The organism is Streptomyces sp. NBC_01445, assembly GCF_035918235.1.
In the GTDB taxonomy this organism is placed as follows: Bacteria; Actinomycetota; Actinomycetes; order Streptomycetales; family Streptomycetaceae; genus Streptomyces.
Window position 1 is genome coordinate 359,326 of record NZ_CP109485.1, and the last position, 19,455, is coordinate 378,780.

Sequence of the window (19,455 nt, forward strand, 5' to 3'; positions counted from 1 at the left end):
CGATGGGAGACTGGTCCGTGAACCGTTTCCAGCTGTGCGAGGCGCTGCGGGCAGCCGGGGTTCCCGATGCCCACTACGAGATCCCCGGCTGCCCGGGCGGCCACCCACCGCTTGAGGGCTACTACCTGGCTCAGCGCGAGGGCGAGTGGATCGTGGGAGTCCACGAGCGCGGCAGACGCGAGGCGCTGGAGACCTTCGCCGACGAAAGCCGGGCTTGTGCATGGCTCTACGAACGCCTCACCGACGAGAGTTCGCCGCCTGCCCGGCCCACAGCGACGGAGATGGACGAGATGCTGCACGACAGTGAGGGCATCGAACGTCGAGCACAGGAGCAGCTCGAACAGGCGCTCACGGAAAGCCGGCGCGGGACACGCGGCGACCCACCGAACGGTGGCCACTGAGCGGTGCCGACCCAAGGGGCACCCATGCCCCCGGCTCTTCCGGCCGCATCGGGATCGTCCTCCTTCCCAGACGACAATTCGGGTTGGGCGTCGAGCTGACAACCACGAACGTCGAAGGGCCCCGCTGCAAGCAGCGGGGCCCTTCGACAACGTGCCCGGTGAGGCACTGGCGGAGGATACGAGATCAGCGGCATGCTGGCCCCGTGGCCCGAAAGAGCATCGTGAAGGAAAGCGGGTGCACCCGGTCCCCTTGGACCCCGCTTCCCGGACGGCGTTGCAGGGGCGCCTAGCCCACCGTGAGGGGTGGCGGGCGGACAACGCACGTCAAACAAGGCCGGTCGGAGCCCGGCCTCAACTGTCCGTTCCTCCCATGTTCTTAACTCCTGCGGCTTCCCACCCCCCGCATGATCCGCGGCACCCGGCTCGTCGACCTCGTGAACACCATGTACCCCAAACTCGTCGCCGCGGCCTTCAACTTGGACCCGCAAGCCGCCCTTATCTACCTCGTCGGCCGGCATCAGAGAATCCGATGGTCAGCAATCTCGCCACCCCCAGACTCAGACGTGTGCGAGGGACCCTCCGTAATCAGCGGGGAAACCCGTGACGGGAGGAGGGAACGAGGATGGCCCATCTGCGACTCGTCTGGGTCCTGTCCGGACGCGGTTGCGTCGACTGCACCGTCAGCGGCCACAGACAGAAGCCGAAGCCACGGCTTCCTACATATTCGTTGCCCCCGAGGATCTCTTGACGGCTGCAATCCGGCTGATCGTCGGCGAGACCGACGGGGCAGGTCGGCGGGTTCCGCGTCGCCCGTTGCTCACGGCTGCCGGTCTGGGGTCGAAGACGGCGCGTAGGGCCTGGTCGACAGCGCACGGCCTTTTCGAACATCGACTCCGTGGCCGATGCGATCGGGCGCCCCGGGACCGGTCCATCACACAGCGGCTCGACTCGATCGAGGGTGAACTGGGCGACGTGAAGCGGCTGTTGCGGGCGCTCGCGCGGGTTCAGGGCATCGACCCCGACGCCGAATAGTTTCCGGCCGGCGCACGGCCGCTCAGAACAACGGCTCAGAACGACGACCAGGGCTGGCCCGGTCCCGCAAGACAACGTAGGGAACTTTGAAGCGCGTGCCACTGACGTTTGAGCGGTGCAAGAGGGGCCGGGTGATCAGGCCCGGGGCGTGGCGGTGCGCTCTATGACGATCATGGCGGCGTCGTCGTTCAGGTGTCCCCCGACGTGGTGCAGCAGGTCGCGCCGCAAGCGGACGAGGAAGGCGTCGGGGTCGTTCTCGGTCCAGCCTGTGATGCGCTGGGCGAGCGGGTAGAAGGTGCCGGTGGAGTCGCGGGCCTCGGTGACGCCGTAGCGGCCTGTCTCGCCCGGTTTCACGAATTTTGACAGCAGGGGGTGGGGTGTCGGTCTGGCTTACGTGCCGTCGTCGCCGGCGGCGAGGATGGTGTGGCTGGCCTCGAAGAGCCGGGTGCAGCGCTGGGACATGGCTTCGGGTGACTGGTCGGGGTGCTTGATCCACCAACGGACCAGAGCGGTGCACAGGCCGCGCCATGCGTGTTTGAGGGCGTCGGCGTCGAGTGGGTCCCTGGTTTCGGTGGCGTGCACGAGGTCGGCGGTGCCGATCGCGGCGAGGTCGTCGATGGCATCGCGGTAGTACGCCGCGCGGTGGGCGGCGTTGCTGCCGGGCGGCAGCGAGGGGTCGTAGAGGACGAACCACGTTTCGCGCTGCCCGTTCAGGGCGGTGAACAGGGCGTTCAGTACGCGAAGGGGCGTGGGCGGCGCGCCGGTCTCGTGTTTGGCCATCGCGGCGCGGATGGCGCCCAGCAGCCGGTCGCCGACCGGTTCGAGGCAGGCGAGGTAGAGGTCCTGCTTGCTGCCGAAGTATTGATGCACCAGCGGCTTGGTGACGCCCACGCGGGCGGCGACGGCGGCCACGGTGGTGGCCTCGTAGCCGTGGTGGCCAAATTCCTCGGTGGCCGCGGCCAGGACCTGTTGTTCGCGGTCGGCTCTCGGCACGCCCTTGGTGCCGGCCTTAGAGGAGGGCGTTGTCATGATCTCAATCTTACCCTAGGGTAATTTACTGTTGGGTAAATTACTTGGACCCGCTGGAGCGCACTCATGCCTGCCACCGCGACCGACCTTGGCAACTCCCGCACCCGCTCCTGGTGGGGCTGGGGCTATGCCGACGCCCATCCCGACGACGCCGAATGCGCCGCGATGGGAGCCCTGCTGTCGGGCACCCTGGACCGTCCGCTGCCGATACCCCGCATCGCCGACCTGCCCATCGCTCGCCCCGTCGTAATGCCCCCGCCCTCCCTGGCACACCTGGTCACCGCCGACCCGCGGGCGCGCGCCGCCCACGCCATGGGCAAGGCATACCGCGACGTCATCCGGGCCCTGCGCGGTCGGCCCGGCCGGATCCCCGACCTCGTCGCCCACCCGACCGACGACCAGGAGGTGGCCGACCTGCTGGACTGGGCCGGCGGGCACAATGTGGCCGTCATCCCCTTCGGCGGCGGCTCCTCGGTGGTCGGCGGCGTGGAGTACCGCGGCGACGCCCACCGCGCCGTGGTGTCGCTCGACCTGACCTCGATGGACCGCGTCCTGGAGATCGACACCGCCAGCCGCTCAGCCCGCATCCAGGCCGGGGCCCTCGGCCCCGTGCTGGAGGCCCAGTTGCGGCCCCACAGCCTGACCCTGCGCCACTTCCCGCAGAGCTTCGAGTTCTCCACCCTCGGCGGCTGGCTGGCCACCCGCGCCGGCGGCCACTACGCCACCGTCCACACCCACATCGACGACTTCGTGCAGTCCCTGCGCGTGATCACGCCCGCCGGAGCCGGCACGTCCTGGCGCCTGCCCGCATCCGGCGCCGGACCGTCGCCCGACCGGCTCTTCCTTGGATCCGAGGGCACGCTCGGCATCATCACTGAGGCATGGATGCGCCTGCAGGAGCGCCCCCGCCACAAAGCCTCCGCATCCGTGGCCTTCACCGACTTCCACCGCGCGCTGGACGCCGTGCGTGTCATCGCCCAGTCCGATCTCGCCCCGGCCAACTGCCGCCTGCTCGACCCCGGCGAGGCCCTGCTCTCCGGCGCCTCCCACAACGGCTCCACTGTCCTGGTCCTGGGTTTTGAATCCGCCACCAGCCCCGTCGACGACCGCCTCGCGAGCGCCGTGGACCTGGCCCGCACCCATGGCGGACACGGCCAGACGCATACGGCCGACCGCAACGCCCCGGCCGACTCCGCCGTGAGCGCCTGGCGCTCGGCGTTCCTGCGCATGCCCTACCTACGCGACGGCTTGGCCCGCATGGGAGCCGTCGTCGAGACCTTCGAAACCGCAGCCACCTGGGACAAGATCCCCGCTCTGATCGACGAGGTCCGCACCGAGGTCGGCGCCGCCGCCCTCAAGGCCACCGGACATCCGGCCACCATCAACTGCCGCCTGACCCACGTCTACCCGGACGGAGCCGCCCCCTACTTCACCGTGGCCGTCGCCGGCCGACCCAACGACGAGGTCAAGGTCTGGGACGACATCAAAGCCGTCGCCGGTGAAGTCCTGCACCGCCACCGCGCCACCATCACCCACCACCACGCCGTCGGCCGCGACCACCGCCCCGGCTACGACCTCCAGCGCCCGGAGCCCTTCGCGCTGGCCTTGCACGCCGCCAAGGACGCCCTGGATCCCCACCGCATCCTCAACCCCGGCGTCCTGCTCGACTGACAAGACCGGGCAGTCGGACGAGGGCAACTCGGACTGCCGCAGCGGCTTTCACACACCGTGACTCCTCCCCCTCATGAATGACTCCGTTGGGAAAGTCGTGATTCGGGCAGTGCTGTGTCGTTCGTCTTGCTGATGGCTATGGTCGTTGGCGGGATGGGGAGAGCGGGATGTCGTTGGAGTCGCGGTCGGATGACGGAGTGCCTGAGCTGACGGCTCGGGTGGTGCGGGCCTCGTTCCCCAAGGGGACTTTGGCCATCCGGATCAGGGAAGTGCTCGGTCCGGTGTTCACGGACGAGGATTTCGCCGGGGCCTTTGCTGATCGAGGCCGGCCCGCGATCTCGCCAGGGGCTCTGGCGCTGGTGTCGGTGCTGCAATATGCCGAAGGACTCTCCGACCGGCAGGCCGCTGACCAGGTGCGAGCGCGCATGGACTGGAAGTTCCTGTTGGGGCTGGAGCTGGATGATCCCGGCTTCGACTTCACCGTCCTGGGGGATTTCCGCTCCCGTCTGATCACGCACGGGCTGGAAGAGCGGGTCTTGGAGGTGGTGCTGGCGCGGCTCTCGGACGCCGGGCTGCTGCGGGCGGGCGGCCGGCAGCGCACCGACTCGACGCACGTGCTGGCCGCGGTGCGCACGCTGAACCGGATGGAGTTCGTCGGTGAGACGCTGCGGGCGGCGCTGGAGGCGCTGGCCGCGGCCGCTCCGGACTGGCTGAGCGGATTGATCAGCCCCGGGTGGGTGGAGCGCTACGGGGCCAAGGTCGACAACTACCGCTTCCCGAAAGGGGAGAACGTCCGTCGGGAATGGGCCGAGCAGGTCGGCCGGGACGGGTTCGCTCTGCTTGACGCCATTGATGGGCCGGCCGCTGTGGCCTGGCTGCGCGAGGTGCCCGCAGTGCGGATCCTGCGCCGGGCCTGGGCAGAGCAGTATCACCGGGACGGGCAGGGGTGCGCTGGCGGGAGGGCAAGGACCTCCCGCCGGCCAGAGACCGGCTGTCCTCGCCCTATGACACCGACGCCCACTACGGCATCAAACGCGGGACGGGCTGGTGCGGATTCAAAGTCCACCTGAGCGAGACCTGCGAGCCGGACGCACCCCACCTGATCACGAATGTGGAGACCACCAACGCCACCGTCAACGACACCGAGGTCACCGCAACCATCCACCAGCATCTGGATGAACGGGGGTTGAGGCCGCGTGAGCATGTGGTGGACGCCGGTTACGTCACCGCCGCCCACATCCTGGCCGCCCACGAAGACCATGGCATCGACCTGGTCGGTCCCGTCGGCGCTGATACCCACCACAACGGACGGGACGCGCAGGCACCGGACCTGACTCAGGCCGCCTTCACCACCAACTGGAACGCCAGGAAGGTTATCTGCCCTCAGGGCGCGTCCAGTGTCAGCTGGTCCCAACAGCGCAAGGCCAGTGGGACCGTGCTCGTCCGGGTGCACTTCGCACTCGCCGACTGCGATCCATGCCCGCTGAGAGCGCGCTGCACCAAAGCAGCCAACGGCAAATGGGGCCGCAGCCTGACCCTGCTGCCCCGAGAGCAGCAACAGATCCTCGAAGAACGACGTGCCGAGCAGCAGACCGACGAGTGGAAGGCCCGCTACGACGTGCGAGCCGGGGTGGAGGGCACCATCTCCCAGGCCGTCCGCCGCACCCATCTGCGCCGCACTCCCTACCGAGGCCAGCACAAGACCCACCTCGCCAACGTCCTCTCCGCCACCGCCCTCAACCTCACCCGAATCGACGCCTGGCTGCGGGGCACCCCACTCGGCACCACCCGCGTCTCCCACCTCGCACGCCTCACCCTCGCGGCATGACCCGCCCCCGAGAGCCGATTTATGGATTTCCCAACGGAGTCATGAATGAGGGGACTTCTCGCTGCGCCGGTACGGCTTCGCGACGGACCAGCCCGGCCCGTAGAACGTTGGTGGCGCCCACCGTGTCAGCGTGCGCTGTGTGGCCGCACGAGACGCAGTGGAACTTCTCCTGTGTGGGCCGGTTCTCCGCGCCGGTATGCCCGCATTCGGGGCACTGGCGGGAGGTGTTGCGGGGGTCCACGGCGATCACTTCCCGTCCGGCGCTTTCAGCCTTGGCGGCCAGGATCGTCAGGAACACCCCCCATCCGGCATCGGCAATCGAGCGGTTGAGTCCCGTTTTCGCACTGGCCCCGTTGTGCAGGAAGGCGCCCGACGTGTCAGGGTCGGGCTTCGGCGCGGCGCGCCGGACCATGTTGCGGATCTTGAGGTCTTCGTGCGGGATGAAATCGTGTTGGCGTACGAGGTCAAGGGCGGTTTTGTGTGCGTGGTCGAGGCGCTGGCGGCGGATCTTGCGGTGCAGCTTCGCGACCGTCTCGACCGCTCTCCGGTGGTTGGCTGTCCGCTTGTCGCGGCGCACACGCAAAAACCTCGACAGGGCCTGCTGTGCGGCTTCGAGCTTCGCGGCGCTCTTCGCCCCGTGGCGCGGGTTGGGGACGAATCCGCCGTTGGAATCGGCGAGGAAGTTGGCTATACCCAGGTCGATGCCGACGACCAGACCCGTCGCGGGCAGCGGTTCGGGCTGGACCTGTTCGGCACTCAGCACGACGAACCACTTCCGGCCCTCACGCTTGACACTGACCGTCTTGACCCTGCCGGCCACTGCCCGGTGCTGGTGCACCTTGATGTGCCCGACACCTTGCCGTCCCCGTCCTTCGGGAACTCCACCGTGTCGAACCAGTTCACCCCACGAAAGCGCGGATAGCCGGGCCTCTCACCGGACTTGACCCGGCGGAAGAACGCCGCGAACGCCTTGTCCAACCGCCGGAGCGTGGCCTGCTGTGAGCTGAACGACCAACGGCCCTGCCGCTCCGGGTCGAAGGACCGGATGTCCTTCAGCTGCACGGACTGCTGCCCGTACTTGATGCTCGCCTTCGAGGCGTGCAGGTAGGCGTCACGGCGCTCCTGCAACGCACCGTTGTAAAGCGAGCAGTGATCACGCAACATCTCGCCGAGCGCCTGAGTCTGCCGCACCGTGGGCCGCATGACGAACTTGTACACACGAATCACCCGGCCCACCCCCTTCGGCTCTTGTCAGCAACATATCCGAGGCCACTGACAACCCCTCCGCAGACAGAACACCCATGCACACATGACCCGTCACAGCAGCCCCGAGATGCGCTTCCCACCCCGGCTGAAGCCGGGGATACCCACGCAAGAGAAGGGATGGGGTCACACAGCGGTCATTCCCATGTGGTGGAGTCGACCGAGACGTCCCAGTCGATCTCACCCGCCGCATCCGCCGCGGCCTGGACCTGCTGGAGCAGACGCTCCCATGTCCCGTCGGCCGACCACAGCCAGTGCCGTTCATAGACGGTCTTCGACGGCCCGAACCGTTCGGGCAGGTCACGCCACTGAACCCCGGTCCGAACCCGGTCCAGAATCCGTCGATCACCTGTCCGTGATTCCGCCACCGACCGCAACGCCTGTTGCTGACCGGCAGGAACGGCCGAAGCCGTTCCCACTCGGCATCAGTCAGATCACCCCGCCTCATGCCCAGAACAACGTCCTGGCCCAAAGGCGAGTCACATGACTGAGCTCGATAGACCCCAGAAGTGCGCTTGACTGCCAGGATGAACATCAACTCGACGAAAGTAAGTCCGTCTGTGACCGTGCAGGTCAGGCGTTTCCGTAACGGCGATTCGGTCGAGCAGCTCACTCTCCTGCTCCACCGCGCCTACGCAGACCACGCCGCTGCCGGGCGGGTCTTCTTCGCCTCCTACCAAACTCCGCAGGACACACAGCACCGCCTGAGCAAAGGCGAGTGCTGGGTCGCGATGAACGGAAGCGTACTGGTCGGCACCGTCACCGTGTCGGCTCCACACACCACTCCGGCCGGATACCCAGCGCCAGCGGGAGGGGGCTCGTTCTGGCAACTGGCTGTCGAGCCATCGCAAAGAGGCACCGGCCTCGGACAACGACTGCTGGCTCTGGCAGAGTCACGCATTGCTGCCCTTGGATCGACACAGGTCGTCATCGATACCTCCTCGCAGGCAACAGACCTCGTCGACTGGTACCGCCGGCGAGGCTACGCGCCGATCGGCACTTGGCGGTGGGACGTCACCAATTACGACAGCATCGTCCTTATGAAGAACCTGCCGCCGACAACTTCGTGATCGCCCGGACAAGTCCTAGTGATCTGAGTCAGAGATTCGTCGGCAGTAGGTGGCGACGTTGTCAAAGATCTCGTCGGCAGTTTTCGTCCAGACGAAGGGGCGTGGGTGCTCGTTCCAGTCGGCGAGCCAGCTGCGGATGTCGCGTTCGAGGGCTTGGACGGAGCGGTGGACGCCACGCTTGAGTTTCTTCTGTGTGAGCTCGGCGAACCACCGCTCCACCAGGTTCAGCCAGGACGAGCTCGTCGGTGTGAAGTGCAGGTGGAACCGCGGGTGTGCCAGCAGCCACTGCTTGATGACGGGCGTCTTGTGGGTGACATAGTTGCCGAGGATGAGGTGCACTTCGAGGTCGGCGGGCACCTCTTTGTCAGCGGTCTGGAACCGGGCCGGGTCCGTCACATCCTGTCCCCGGCCCGGGGCATGGGTCAGCCGCGGTAGCAGCCTCAAGTCAGGGACACGCCGCGGCCGCCGAAGAACTCGGCGAACTCGGCCGCGGCCAGGCTCGCGGTACGGGCCTGCTCGTTGTGACCGGACGGGTTGCGGAAGTGCACCGTGTCGCCCTGGCGGCCGGTGACGAGTACGAGGTGCCCGCCCTTGCCGGGGGCGGGGTTCTCGGGCCGGCGGATCTCCTTGTGCACGGAGGCCATCACCAGCCGCCCGGCGTCGAGCAGGGCGAGGAGGCCGGGCACGGTCAGGTTCGGGTGCACCTCGGCGCCCAGTGGGTGGACGTCAGTTACGTACTGGACGAAGGGGGCGTAGATCAGGCCGCGGATCGCTCCGGTGTCCACGTCCTCGGTGTACGCCCCGTACTTCCGGGCGCCGTCGAGGAGCTCGAACATGGTGGGTGCGTCGCCGGTACGGGCCAGGAGCGCCATGCGCAGGCAGGCGATGCCGCACATGTGTCCGCACCACCGGCCGTAGGTTTCGAAGTCCGGGGCGCCGGACTCCTCCCAGCGAGGATCATCGTCGTGGGCGCGGCCCCCATAGGCGAAGGCGGCGATCAGGCCCGCGCTGGCGTACTGCGTGATCGTGGGGAACGGGTGGTCATCCGACACGGGCGGGTTCCTTCCGGTGGGCGGCCTGGCTGATCAGCCGGTGGAAGGTGGGCCAGTCCACGCCGCCGCCAGAGATCACCACCCCGATCATCCCCGACTCGTGGGGATAAGACCGGCAAGGACGGCGGCCAGGGCGCAGGCGCCGCTGGGTTCGGCGACGACCTTCAGGTGCCGGAACGCGAACGCCATGGCGGTGGTGATGTCCTGGTCAGTCACGGTCACGACGGCATCGAGAAGACGTGAGTTGACGGCCCAGGTGAGCGGCGAGGGGCTGGTGTGTCCCAGGCCGTCGGCGATGGCGGCGGGGGCCTCGGGCAGGGCGATGCGCTGGCCACAGCGCATCGACAGCAGCGTGTCGGCGCCCTCGTGCGGTTCCACGCCGATGACCTTGATGTCGGGATGGAGGTGCTTGGCGATCGTGGCGGTCCCGGCGGCGAGGCCGCCAGATCGCCCAGGCGTGCCAAGGCCGTGATGGCTTCCTGGTAGGCGCGGCGTAGCAGGGTTTTGGGCGTAGTCCAGACGTCGGGGCCGTGGGCGGTATGGAGGGCTGCGATGTAGGCGGCAAAGCTTCGCGGGCCGGCTCCGCGACGGAAGCCAGACTTCCCAGACTCTCGGCGGCTGACAGCACCGCCGGTTCTGTGAAGCAGAGGACCGTGAAATCCCGTACGAGGAGGTCGGGCGCGGCTGGGAGCTGCCGGACGGGCGACTGGTGCCGTTGACCGATCAGGACCTGGCGCGTCTGCCGCTGGCGACGAGGCACGTCGTGGAGGCACTCGGTTTCGTGCCCGGACAGGCCATCGACCCGATCTCGTACAGCAGGCCGTACTACGTCGGCCCCGGCGGCCCGCAGGCCGACCGGCCGTACGTGCTGCTCGTCGAAGCGCTCGCCCGCAGCTGACAGGTCGGCGTGTGCAAGGTCGCCGTCCGCTCCTGGGAACGGATCACACTGCTGCGGCCACGCAACGGGGTGGTCCCGCCACCGGTCACCGGCTTCGGCATCCGGTCCGGGAGCAACGGCTCAACCCGGGCCCACTGCACGTCAGATAACGGCACACCCGGACGAACGACCAGCTCTTCCAGACGGAACTGCCTAGCCTCGCCCGCCTTCTCGCGATGGCGGTCGTCCCGTGCTCTCCCGCACGACCAGCCGTGTCGGCACCAGCGTGGTACCGGGTTCCGCCTCGCCCTGCCGGACCTGACGCAGCGCGCTCTCCACGCAGCGGCGGCCGACCTCGGCGAAATCCTGGTGGACCGTGGTGAGCGGCGGCTGGAACGAGCCGGAGTCGGGGATGTCGTCGAAGCCGATGACCGAGACGTCGTCGGGGACCTTGCGGCCCCGCTCTTCCAGGGCCCGCAGTAGGCCGAGCGCCATCTGGTCGTTCGCCGCGAACACCGCGGTGCAGTCGTCCTGTTCGGCCAGGCGCAGGCCCGCGCGGTAGCCCGAATCGGCCGACCAGTCGCCGCGTACGAGCGGTGGGACTGCGCGGCCTGCTGCCTCAAGGGCCTTGCGCCACGCGTCTGTTCGGCGCTGTGCGGCGAACGACTTGGAGGGGCCTGCCAGATGCCAGACCGTGCGGTGGCCGAGGTCGAGGAGGTGGCGTACCGCGTCGCGGGTGCCGCCCGCCTGGTCCGTGTCCACCACCGCGTAACGGTCATCGGCGTCCGAGTCCGCGACCACGACCTTCACGTGGGGCGGCAGCGTGAGGCTCGCCGAGTCGAGCAGATGGACCTCCATGATGACGATGACCGCGTCCACCGCCAGTTCGCCGAGGCGTGAGAACGCGCCGCGCACCTCGTCCTGGGTGGGCACCGCGACTGGGAGGAGCGTGACCGCGTAGCCCTCCTGCGCGGCCGAGGTCGCGATGGCCTCCAGCGTGCGCATGTTGCCTGTCGTGGAGAGCGTGAACGTGATCACGCCGATGGTGCGGAAGTCGCCTCGTTTCAGCGCCCGCGCCGCGCTGTTGGGGCGGTAGCCGAGGTCCTTCATGGCGGTGAGGACCCGCTCGCGCGTCTCCTCGTTGACGCCGGGAAAGCCGTTCGAGACGCGGGAGACCGTCTGGGACGAGACACCAGCGACCCGGGCGACGTCGGCCATGGACGCGTTGTGTGTGCGGCGCCGGGCGTGGGTCCTGCCGCGCTCCGGGGCGCTGTCCGTTGCTCCCACCGTTGGCCTCACCAGTCGAGTTGATCGTTCACGGGCGACTCTTGACCGTCCTCTGCGAGGCAGTGTAGACATGCCGCCACCGAATGTTTACGCAAACATAATACCTGGCGGTCGCTTGTGCACCGGAATGTTTACGCAAACATCCGAGCACCATCCGCGAGACACGTACGAGCGAGGGACGCGAGATGACGACGCTTCAGCCGCCGGCCGCCGCAAGGCCGCGACCGGCCGGGCCACCGGTACGCAGGGCGCGCCGCTCCTGGACGGGGTGGGGGTTCATCGGCCCCTTCGTGCTCGTCTTCGCCCTGGTCTTCCTGGCGCCGCTCGCGTACTCCGTCTATCTGAGCCTGTTCCGCACACAACTCATCGGCGGCACCGCCTTCGTGGGCCTGGACAACTATCAACAGGCCTTGCAGGACGGCCAGTTCTGGGACGGAGTCGTCCGCGTCGGACTGTTTCTGCTGATCCAGGTGCCGATCATGCTCGGCATCGCCTTGCTCGTCGCCCTCGCGATCGACAGCGGCCGCCTCTACGGCAAGGACTTCTTCCGGATCACCGTCTTCCTGCCCTACGCGGTACCGGCCGTCGTCGCGACCCTCATGTGGGGCTTCATGTACGGCACCCGCTACGGCTTGGTCGGCGACGTCAACGACGCGTTCGGCGTGAAGCTGCCCGACCCACTGTCCGCCGACCTGGTCCTCGCGTCCATCGGCAATATCGTGACCTGGGAGTTCGTCGGCTACAACATGCTGATCTTCTTCGCCGCGCTGCGCGTCGTACCGCACTCGCTGTACGAGGCGGCCGAGATCGACGGCGCCGGACAGTGGCGCGTCATCACGGCCATCAAGCTTCCCGCGATCCGCGGCGCCCTCGTCATCGCCACGATCTTCTCGATCATCGGCAGCTTCCAGCTCTTCAACGAGCCCGCCATCCTCCAGAAGCTAGCGCCGAACGCGATCACCACCGACTACACCCCGAACTTCTACACGTACTCGCTGTCCTTCTCGGGCCAGCAGCAGAACTACTCCGCGACGGTCGCCATCGTCATGGGCGTGATCACGATGATCGTCGCCTACGTGGTCCAGCTGCGCGGCATGCGCAAGGGAGCGTGAGCGCGATGACCACCACCACCGGCTCCGTGCGGCCGACGGCGCCGCTCAAGTCCGACGCCCCGCGCCTGCGTTCGCCGCGCCGCCGGATACCCGGCCGCCCCCGTCGCAGCGTCCTGCTGACCGTGCTCACCGGAGTCGTCCTCGTCTACAGTCTGCTGCCGCTGGTGTGGCTCCTGATCAGTGCCACCAAGTCCCAGCAGGGCCTGGCCCGTTCGTTCGGCCTGTGGTTCGACGGGAACTTCGACCTCTGGCACAACATCGGCGAGACCTTCACGTACCAGGACGGTGTTTTCGGCCGCTGGCTCCTCAACACCCTCCTGTACGTGGTGGTGGGCGCGGGTGGCGCCACCTTCCTCGCGGTCCTCGGCGGATACGCGCTCGCCAAGTTCGCCTTCCCCGGCAAGCGCGCCGTGTTCGCCGTCGTCATCGGGGCGGTCGCGGTGCCGGGCACGGCCCTTGCCGTCCCCACGTTCCTGATGTTCAGCAAGATGGGGCTCACCGACACCCCGTGGGCCGTCATCATCCCGTCGCTGATCTCGCCGTTCGGCCTGTATCTGATGTGGGTGTTCGCCACCGAGGCGATCCCCACCGAGCTGATGGAGGCCGCCCGCATCGACGGCGCGAGCGAGCTGCGCACCTTCTTCCAGGTCGCTCTGCCGCTGCTCGCGCCCGGCACGGTCACCGTCCTGCTCTTCACCACGGTCGCGACCTGGAACAACTACTTCCTGCCGTTGATCATGCTGAAGGACCCCGACTGGTATCCGCTCACGCTCGGTCTGGACTCCTGGAACAAGCAGGCGCAGACGGCCGGCGGCGAGGCCATACCCCATCTGGTGCTCACCGGCTCACTGCTCACCATCGTGCCGCTGATCGCCGCCTTCCTGCTGCTCCAGAAGTACTGGCAGTCCGGGCTCTCCGCCGGAAGCGTCAAGGAGTAGGCGCAGCACCGCAGTTCACGCCCCGTACACCCTCTGTTGGACCACGAAGAAGTGGAAGCCATGCCCATGCCCAAGAACTCCCGCCGCCTGCTGCGCGGCATAGGTCTCCTCTGCGCCGTCGCCCTCGGGGCCACCGCCTGCGGCGGCTCCGACAACGACGCCTCGAGTGACAAGCAGGTCAGTTCGGCCGACATCCAGTCGGCGCTGAAGAAGGGCGGCACCGTCACGGTGTGGGCGTGGGAGCCCACACTGAAGCGGGTCGCCGCCGACTTCGAGAAGAAGTACCCGAAGGTCGACATCAAGCTGGTCAACGCGGGCACCAACAACGACCAGTACAAGGCTCTGTCGAACGCGATCTCGGCGAAGAAGGGCGTCCCGGACGTCGCGCAGATCGAGTACTACGCGCTCGGCCAGTACGCCCTGACGAAGCAGATCACCGACCTCAAGGCGTACGGTGCCGAGAAGCTGGCGGACTCGTACTCGCCCGGGCCGTGGAACTCGGTGAAGTCCGGCGCCGGCGTCTACGGCCTGCCCATGGACTCCGGCCCGATGGCGCTCTTCTACAACAAGAAGGTCTTCGACAAGTACAAGATCGCCGTCCCGACGACCTGGGACGAGTACGTCGAGGCCGCCCGCAAGCTGCACAAGGCCGACCCGAAGGCGTACATCACCAGCGACGCCGGCGACGCGGGCCTGACCACCAGCCTGCTGTGGCAGGCCGGTTCGCACCCGTACAAGGTCGACGGCACCAAGGTCGGCATCGACTTCACCGACGCGGGCGCGAAGAAGTACACCGACACCTGGCAGAAACTGATCGACGAGAAGCTCGTCGCGCCCGTCACCGGCTGGACTGATGACTGGTACAAGGGCCTCGGCGACGGAACCATCGCCACACTGCCCACCGGCGCCTGGATGCCCGCCAACTTCGCCTCCGGCGTGAAGGGCGCCTTCGGCGACTGGCGCGTCGCCCCCATGCCGCAGTGGGAGAAGGGCGCGCACACCAGCTCCGAGAACGGCGGCAGCTCACTCGCGCTGCCCGAGCTCGGCAAGAACAAGGAACTCGCCTACGCGTTCGTCGAGTACGCCAACTCCGGTGCGGGCGTGCAGACCCGCATCAAGAACGGCGCGTTCCCCGCGACGACGAAGGACCTGAACTCCTCGTCGTTCCAGAACACCGAGTTCCCGTACTTCGGCGGCCAGAAGGCCAACAAGGTCTTCGCCGAGTCCGCGAAGAGTGTGCCCACCGACTGGAAGTACCTGCCGTACCAGGTGTACTCCAACTCGATCTTCAACGACACCGTCGGCAAGGCGTACGTCTCCTCGACCAAGCTCACCGCCGGGCTGAAGTCCTGGCAGGACGCGTCCGTCAAGTACGGCACCGAGCAGGGCTTCACCGTCGAGAAGTAGCCCGCCGCCTCCCGCGACCGCACCTGTGGAAGACCGCTCCCCGAAAGGACGCGCATGACCGCCCCCCTCACCTCCCGTTTCCCGTACGCGAAGGGCTCGGACGGCGCCCGGCGCCTCGGCTACGGAGCCGACTACAACCCCGAGCAGTGGTCACGGGAGGTGTGGGCGGACGACATCCGGCTCATGCGTGAGGCCGGGGTGAACGTCGTCTCCCTCGCCATCTTCTCCTGGGCGCGGCTCCAACCCACCGCCGACACCTGGGACTTCGGCTGGCTCGACGAGATCATGGACCTGCTGCACGCGGGCGGCATCGGCGTCGACCTGGCCACCGCCACCGCGTCGCCGCCGCCGTGGCTCACCACCGCGCACCCGGAGATCCTGCCGGTGACCGCGAGGGGCGAGACACTGTGGCCGGGCGCCCGGCAGCACTGGCGGCCCACCTCGCCCGTCTTCCGCGAGCACGCCCTGAACCTCGTCCGCCGCCTCGCGTCCCGCTACGCCGACCACCCGGCCCTGGTCGCCTGGCACGTCAACAATGAGCTGGGCTGCCACAACGTCTACGACTACTCCGACGACGCCGCCCGCGCCTTCCGGTCCTGGCTGCGCCGCCGCTACACCACGCTCGACGCCCTCAACAACGCCTGGGGGACGGCCTTCTGGTCCCAGCGCTACAGCGACTGGGAGCAGCTACTGCCGCCGCGGCTCGCCGCCTCGCACCCGAACCCGACCCAGCAGCTCGACTTCAAGCGCTTCTCGTCGGACGCGCTCAAGGACCACCTGCTCGCCGAGCGAGGGATCCTGCGCGAGCTCACCCCGGACACGCCGGTCACCACCAACTTCATGGTGATGCCGGGCACCAAGGGCATGGACTACGCGGACTGGGCGGACGAGGTCGACTTCGTAGCCAACGACCACTACGTCACCCCCGGACCGCAGGACCGCGACGAACTCTCCTTCTCCGCCAACCTCAGCAGCGGTATCGCGGGACACCGCCCCTGGTTCCTGATGGAGCACTCCACCAGCGCCGTGAACTGGCAGCCCGTCAACCCACCGAAGACCCCGGGAGAGCTGGCCCGCGACTCGCTGCTGCACGTCGCGCACGGCGCCGACGCCGTCTGCTTCTTCCAGTGGCGCCAGTCGGCGGCCGGAGCCGAGAAATACCACTCGGCGATGGTCCCGCACGCCGGAGCCGACAGTGAACTCTTCCGCTCCGTCGTCGAGCTGGGCCGCACCCTCGACGCACTCGCCCCCGTCGCGGGCAGCGAGCGCGAACCCGCCCGTGTGGCGATCCTCTTCGACTGGGACTCCTGGTGGGCCGGCGAGCAGGACTCCCACCCCACCTCCCGCCTCGACTACCACCGCGAGGCCCTCGACTGGTACTCGGCACTGCTGCGTCTCGGCCACCGCGCCGACGTGGTGCCCGCGCACCGCACCGACCTGTCCGCGTACGACGTCGTCATCGCGCCCGTCCTGCACGTGGTGCCACAGCCGCTCGCCAAGGAACTCACCCGGTACGTCGAGGGCGGCGGCCACCTCGTCACCACGTACTTCTCCGCGATCGTCGACGAGAACGACCACGTCTGGCTCGGCGGCTATCCTGGCGCGCTGCGCGACGTCCTCGGCATCCGCATCGAGGAGTTCGGGCCGCTGCTCGACGGCGACACCGTCGACCTGGACAACGGCACCACCGGCAGCCTGTGGACCGACCGGATCTCCGTCACCGGCACGGACGTCGAGGTCCTGGCGGGCTACCACACCGGCACGTACGCGTCGCGCCCTGCCATCACCCGGCGCGGCACGGGCCGCGGCTCGGCCACGTATGTGTCTACCCGGCTCGGCGCCGACGGGCTGACCGTGCTGCTGCCCGAGCTGCTCGCGCCCGCCGGGGTGACCAGCGAACTCCCCGAACACGCACGGGGGTTGGTGGAGCACGCCGTGCGGCGCGACGCCGAGCACCGCTATCTGTTCCTGGTCAACCGGAGCGACGAGCAGGTGGCGCTGCCGGGTCTGACCGGTGACGTGCTCGTCGCGCCGCGTACCGAGGGCGACGGCCTCGTCCTGGCGCCCCGCCAGGTCGCCGTCCTGCGGCAGTCCGCCTCCTGAATCCACCCGCTCTCGCACCACCGACACTCCACCCACACCACGACATTAGGAGCACACGTTGGCGCGCTTGACCCGCAGACGGTTCATCGGCATCGCCGCGGCCACGGCCGCGGCCGCAGGAACCCAGCTCTCAGCCGCACCGCTCGCCGCCGCGGCCGCCGGCGCGACGGTCACGGTCACCCCCGACCCCTCGTACCGGCAGGAGCGGTTCGAGGGGTGGGGCACCAGCCTGGTCTGGTTCGCGAACGCGACCGGACACTACCCGGACGAGATCCGCGAGCGGATAGCCGACCTCGTCTTCGGCCGTGACGGCCTCGCCCTGAACATCGCCCGCTACAACATAGGCGGCGGCAACGCCCCCGACGTTCCGGCCTACTTGAGGCCGGGCGGCGCCGTCGAGGGCTGGTGGAAGGCGCCCGAGGGCACCACCCGCACCGACACCGACTGGTGGGACCCCGACAACGGGGACCACTGGAACGGGGACGCCGACGCCACCCAGCGCTGGTGGGTGGACCGGATCAAGAAGGACATCACCCACTGGGAGACGTTCTCCAACTCGCCGCCGTACTTCATGACGGTCAGCGGCTACGTCTCCGGCGGCTTCGACGCGTCGAAAGACCAGTTGAAGGAGGCGTCCGTCGACGACTTCGCCACCTATCTGGCCGGGGCGACGCGGCGCCTGGAGAAGGCGCACGGCATCAAGGTGAAGACCGTCGACCCGTGCAACGAGCCCAACACCAGCTACTGGGGTACGAAGTTGGGCGCCGACGGGAATCCGACCGGTGGCCGTCAGGAGGGCTGTCACATCGGCCCCGCCCTCCAGCAGAAGATCGTGCCCGCGCTGCACGCCGCGCTCAAGAAGGCGCGGACGACGGCAGTCGTCTCAGCAATGGACGAGACCAACCCGACGACCTTCACCACGAACTGGACCAGCTACCCGGCCGACGTGAAGGGCCACGTCGCCCAGATGAACGTCCACACGTACGGCACCGGCGGCCGGACCTCCGTCCGCGACCTCGCCAAGGCCGACGGCAAGCCGCTGTGGATGAGCGAGGTCGAGGGCGACTGGGGCGACGGCCAGTCCTTCACCGACATGCGGCCCGGACTCGGGCTCGCCCAGCACATCGTCGACGACCTGCGCGAACTGGAGCCCAGCGCCTGGGTGTTCTGGCAGCCCGTCGAGGACTGGGACAACATGAAGCCCGGCGGGGAATCCGCCAAGGGAGGCAACTGGGGCGAGATCCAGGTCTCCTTCAGCGCCGGCCCCGACGACACCCTGGAGACCTGCCCGGTCCACACGAACACGAAGTTCGACACCGCCCGCAACTTCACCCACTACATCCGCCCCGGCGACCACCTCATCAAGACCGACGACACGAGCAGCACCGCGGCCGTCACCCGTGGCGGCAACGGCGCCACCGTCGTCCACGTCAACAGCACCACGTCCTCCCGCACGGTGACGCTCGACCTGTCGAAGTTCGCGACCGTACGCCAGGGCGCGACCGTCACCCCGGTCGTGACCAGCACGGACGGCAAGCTGGCCGAGCAGACGCCGGTCGCGGTGACGGGCCGTACGGCCACCTTCACGGTACCCGCGCAGTCGGTGACCACGTTCGTGATCAAGGGCGTGTCCGGGGTCACGAAGGACGCCGCGACGCTGCGCAAGGGACGAACGTACGAGCTGACCGGCGTGCAGAGCGGCAAGGACCTCGCTGTCGCCGACGACGGCAGCACACTCGTCATCGAGTCGGAGACGGGCAAGGCCGGTCAGCGGTGGCGGCTCGCGCAGATCAGCGGTGAAGGACCGGCGAACCGCAGGCGGCACGTCTTCACCAGCGCCACCGACGGCAGGAGGCTGGCCGTCCGCGACGGTGCACCGGTCGTCGAACCCGACACTGACGAGCGGGACGCGGCCGCGCAGTGGATCCTGTCGACGACGGGTGACGGCACGTACACGCTCGTCAACGCCGGTACGGGCCGACTCCTCGAGGTCGGCGGACAGGCCACGCACGAGGGCGCGCCCGTCGGGACCTGGCAGCCCAACTCCGGTTCCAATCAACGGTGGAAGGTCACCGACGTGACGTCCTGAGGACCGCGGCGCGCCCCACGGCCTCGTGCCGTGGAGCGCGTCCCTCGCGGGGTCCGCTGTTACCGCCTGCTCCCGAGCGGCGAGTTGAGGCACGAGGCGGAACCGGGCGGTGTAGTACTGGAGCGTGACTGTGGGTAACCGGAGTTAGCAAATGGCCCACTGAAAGTGGATGCAAATGGCCCAGATGTTTGGGCTGCTTCCCTCCTAGGGTTGGAAGCGTGACTACAACGGCGCCTGTCAGCCGTCCTTCGTCCGCCGCTGTGTGCGGTGGCGGACAGGGGCGGACGGCGCTGGGA

At 68.4% G+C, this 19,455-nt stretch carries 12 protein-coding genes and 6 pseudogenes; 10 read left to right on the forward strand and 8 right to left on the reverse strand.

All coding sequences use genetic code 11. The features are described from left to right. The first annotated feature begins 17 nt into the window (after nt 1-17). A complete protein-coding gene (locus OG574_RS01890) occupies nt 18-401 on the forward strand; it encodes a hypothetical protein (RefSeq protein WP_326771536.1) in 384 nt (127 codons plus the stop codon). Between the two features lie 1,167 nt (nt 402-1,568). Here OG574_RS01890 and OG574_RS01895 read toward each other — a convergent pair. Beyond that, nucleotides 1,569-1,760: pseudogene (locus tag OG574_RS01895) on the reverse strand (SpoIIE family protein phosphatase); the annotation flags it as partial. 63 nt (nt 1,761-1,823) lie between these two features. Then, nucleotides 1,824-2,462, reverse strand: coding sequence for a TetR/AcrR family transcriptional regulator (locus tag OG574_RS01900; protein ID WP_326771537.1), 639 nt, complete (start codon nt 2,460-2,462; stop codon nt 1,824-1,826). Nucleotides 2,463-2,528: 66 nt separating this feature from the next. Between OG574_RS01900 and OG574_RS01905 the strand changes: the two genes are divergently transcribed. After that, on the forward strand, nt 2,529-4,133 hold the full coding sequence (locus OG574_RS01905; protein WP_326771538.1) for an FAD-binding oxidoreductase: 1,605 nt from the start codon (nt 2,529-2,531) through the stop codon (nt 4,131-4,133). A gap of 167 nt (nt 4,134-4,300) precedes the next feature. Beyond that, a pseudogene (locus tag OG574_RS01910) lies at nt 4,301-5,961 on the forward strand (IS1182 family transposase). Between the two features lie 19 nt (nt 5,962-5,980). Here the strand turns inward: OG574_RS01910 and OG574_RS01915 are convergent. Both OG574_RS01915 and OG574_RS01920 read right to left on the reverse strand, forming a co-directional pair. Next, nucleotides 5,981-7,188, reverse strand: a pseudogene (locus OG574_RS01915) (RNA-guided endonuclease InsQ/TnpB family protein). A 182-nt stretch (nt 7,189-7,370) separates the two neighbouring features. Further along, nucleotides 7,371-7,672, reverse strand: a pseudogene (locus OG574_RS01920) (transposase); the annotation flags it as partial. A gap of 79 nt (nt 7,673-7,751) precedes the next feature. Here OG574_RS01920 and OG574_RS01925 point away from each other — a divergent pair. Then, nucleotides 7,752-8,294, forward strand: coding sequence for a GNAT family N-acetyltransferase (locus tag OG574_RS01925; protein WP_326771539.1), 543 nt, complete (start codon nt 7,752-7,754; stop codon nt 8,292-8,294). Between the two features lie 15 nt (nt 8,295-8,309). Here OG574_RS01925 and OG574_RS01930 read toward each other — a convergent pair. The 3 genes and pseudogenes from OG574_RS01930 to OG574_RS01940 form a co-directional block, all read right to left on the reverse strand. Beyond that, nucleotides 8,310-8,660 (reverse strand): annotated as a pseudogene (locus OG574_RS01930) (transposase); the annotation flags it as partial. 74 nt (nt 8,661-8,734) lie between these two features. Then, nucleotides 8,735-9,346, reverse strand: coding sequence for a peptidase (locus OG574_RS01935; RefSeq protein ID WP_326771540.1), 612 nt, complete (start codon nt 9,344-9,346; stop codon nt 8,735-8,737). 87 nt (nt 9,347-9,433) lie between these two features. Beyond that, nucleotides 9,434-10,006 carry a pyridoxal-phosphate dependent enzyme gene (locus OG574_RS01940; RefSeq protein WP_326778326.1) on the reverse strand — a complete coding sequence of 191 codons (573 nt, stop codon included), beginning with the start codon at nt 10,004-10,006 and terminating at the stop codon, nt 9,434-9,436. Between OG574_RS01940 and OG574_RS01945 the strand changes: the two are divergent. Continuing rightward, nucleotides 9,984-10,244: pseudogene (locus OG574_RS01945) on the forward strand (Ku protein); the annotation flags it as partial. The gene OG574_RS01940 and the pseudogene OG574_RS01945 sit on opposite strands and share 23 nt — an antisense overlap. Before the next feature lie 192 nt (nt 10,245-10,436). On the opposite strand, the gene OG574_RS01950 reads toward OG574_RS01945, so the two are convergent. Then, nucleotides 10,437-11,441, reverse strand: coding sequence for a LacI family DNA-binding transcriptional regulator (locus tag OG574_RS01950; protein WP_326771541.1), 1,005 nt, complete (start codon nt 11,439-11,441; stop codon nt 10,437-10,439). Nucleotides 11,442-11,695: 254 nt separating this feature from the next. Here OG574_RS01950 and OG574_RS01955 point away from each other — a divergent pair, with 254 nt between their 5' ends. The 5 genes from OG574_RS01955 (at nt 11,696) to OG574_RS01975 (ending at nt 19,159) form a co-directional block, all read left to right on the forward strand. Next, the gene (locus OG574_RS01955; RefSeq protein ID WP_326771542.1) at nt 11,696-12,622 is read left to right on the forward strand and encodes a carbohydrate ABC transporter permease; all 927 of its coding nucleotides are present in this window, start codon (nt 11,696-11,698) and stop codon (nt 12,620-12,622) included. Between the two features lie 5 nt (nt 12,623-12,627). After that, nucleotides 12,628-13,560 (forward strand): carbohydrate ABC transporter permease, encoded by a 933-nt coding sequence (locus tag OG574_RS01960; protein WP_326715284.1) that lies wholly within the window; start codon nt 12,628-12,630, stop codon nt 13,558-13,560. A gap of 66 nt (nt 13,561-13,626) precedes the next feature. Then, nucleotides 13,627-14,967 (forward strand): ABC transporter substrate-binding protein, encoded by a 1,341-nt coding sequence (locus OG574_RS01965; RefSeq protein WP_326778327.1) that lies wholly within the window; start codon nt 13,627-13,629, stop codon nt 14,965-14,967. A gap of 54 nt (nt 14,968-15,021) precedes the next feature. After that, entirely contained in the window at nt 15,022-17,070 is a 2,049-nt protein-coding gene (locus OG574_RS01970) for a beta-galactosidase (RefSeq protein WP_326771543.1), read from the forward strand. 58 nt (nt 17,071-17,128) lie between these two features. Beyond that, nucleotides 17,129-19,159: an RICIN domain-containing protein gene (locus OG574_RS01975; RefSeq protein ID WP_326771544.1), complete on the forward strand. Its 2,031-nt coding sequence runs from the start codon at nt 17,129-17,131 to the stop codon at nt 19,157-19,159. Nucleotides 19,160-19,455 lie beyond the last annotated feature (296 nt).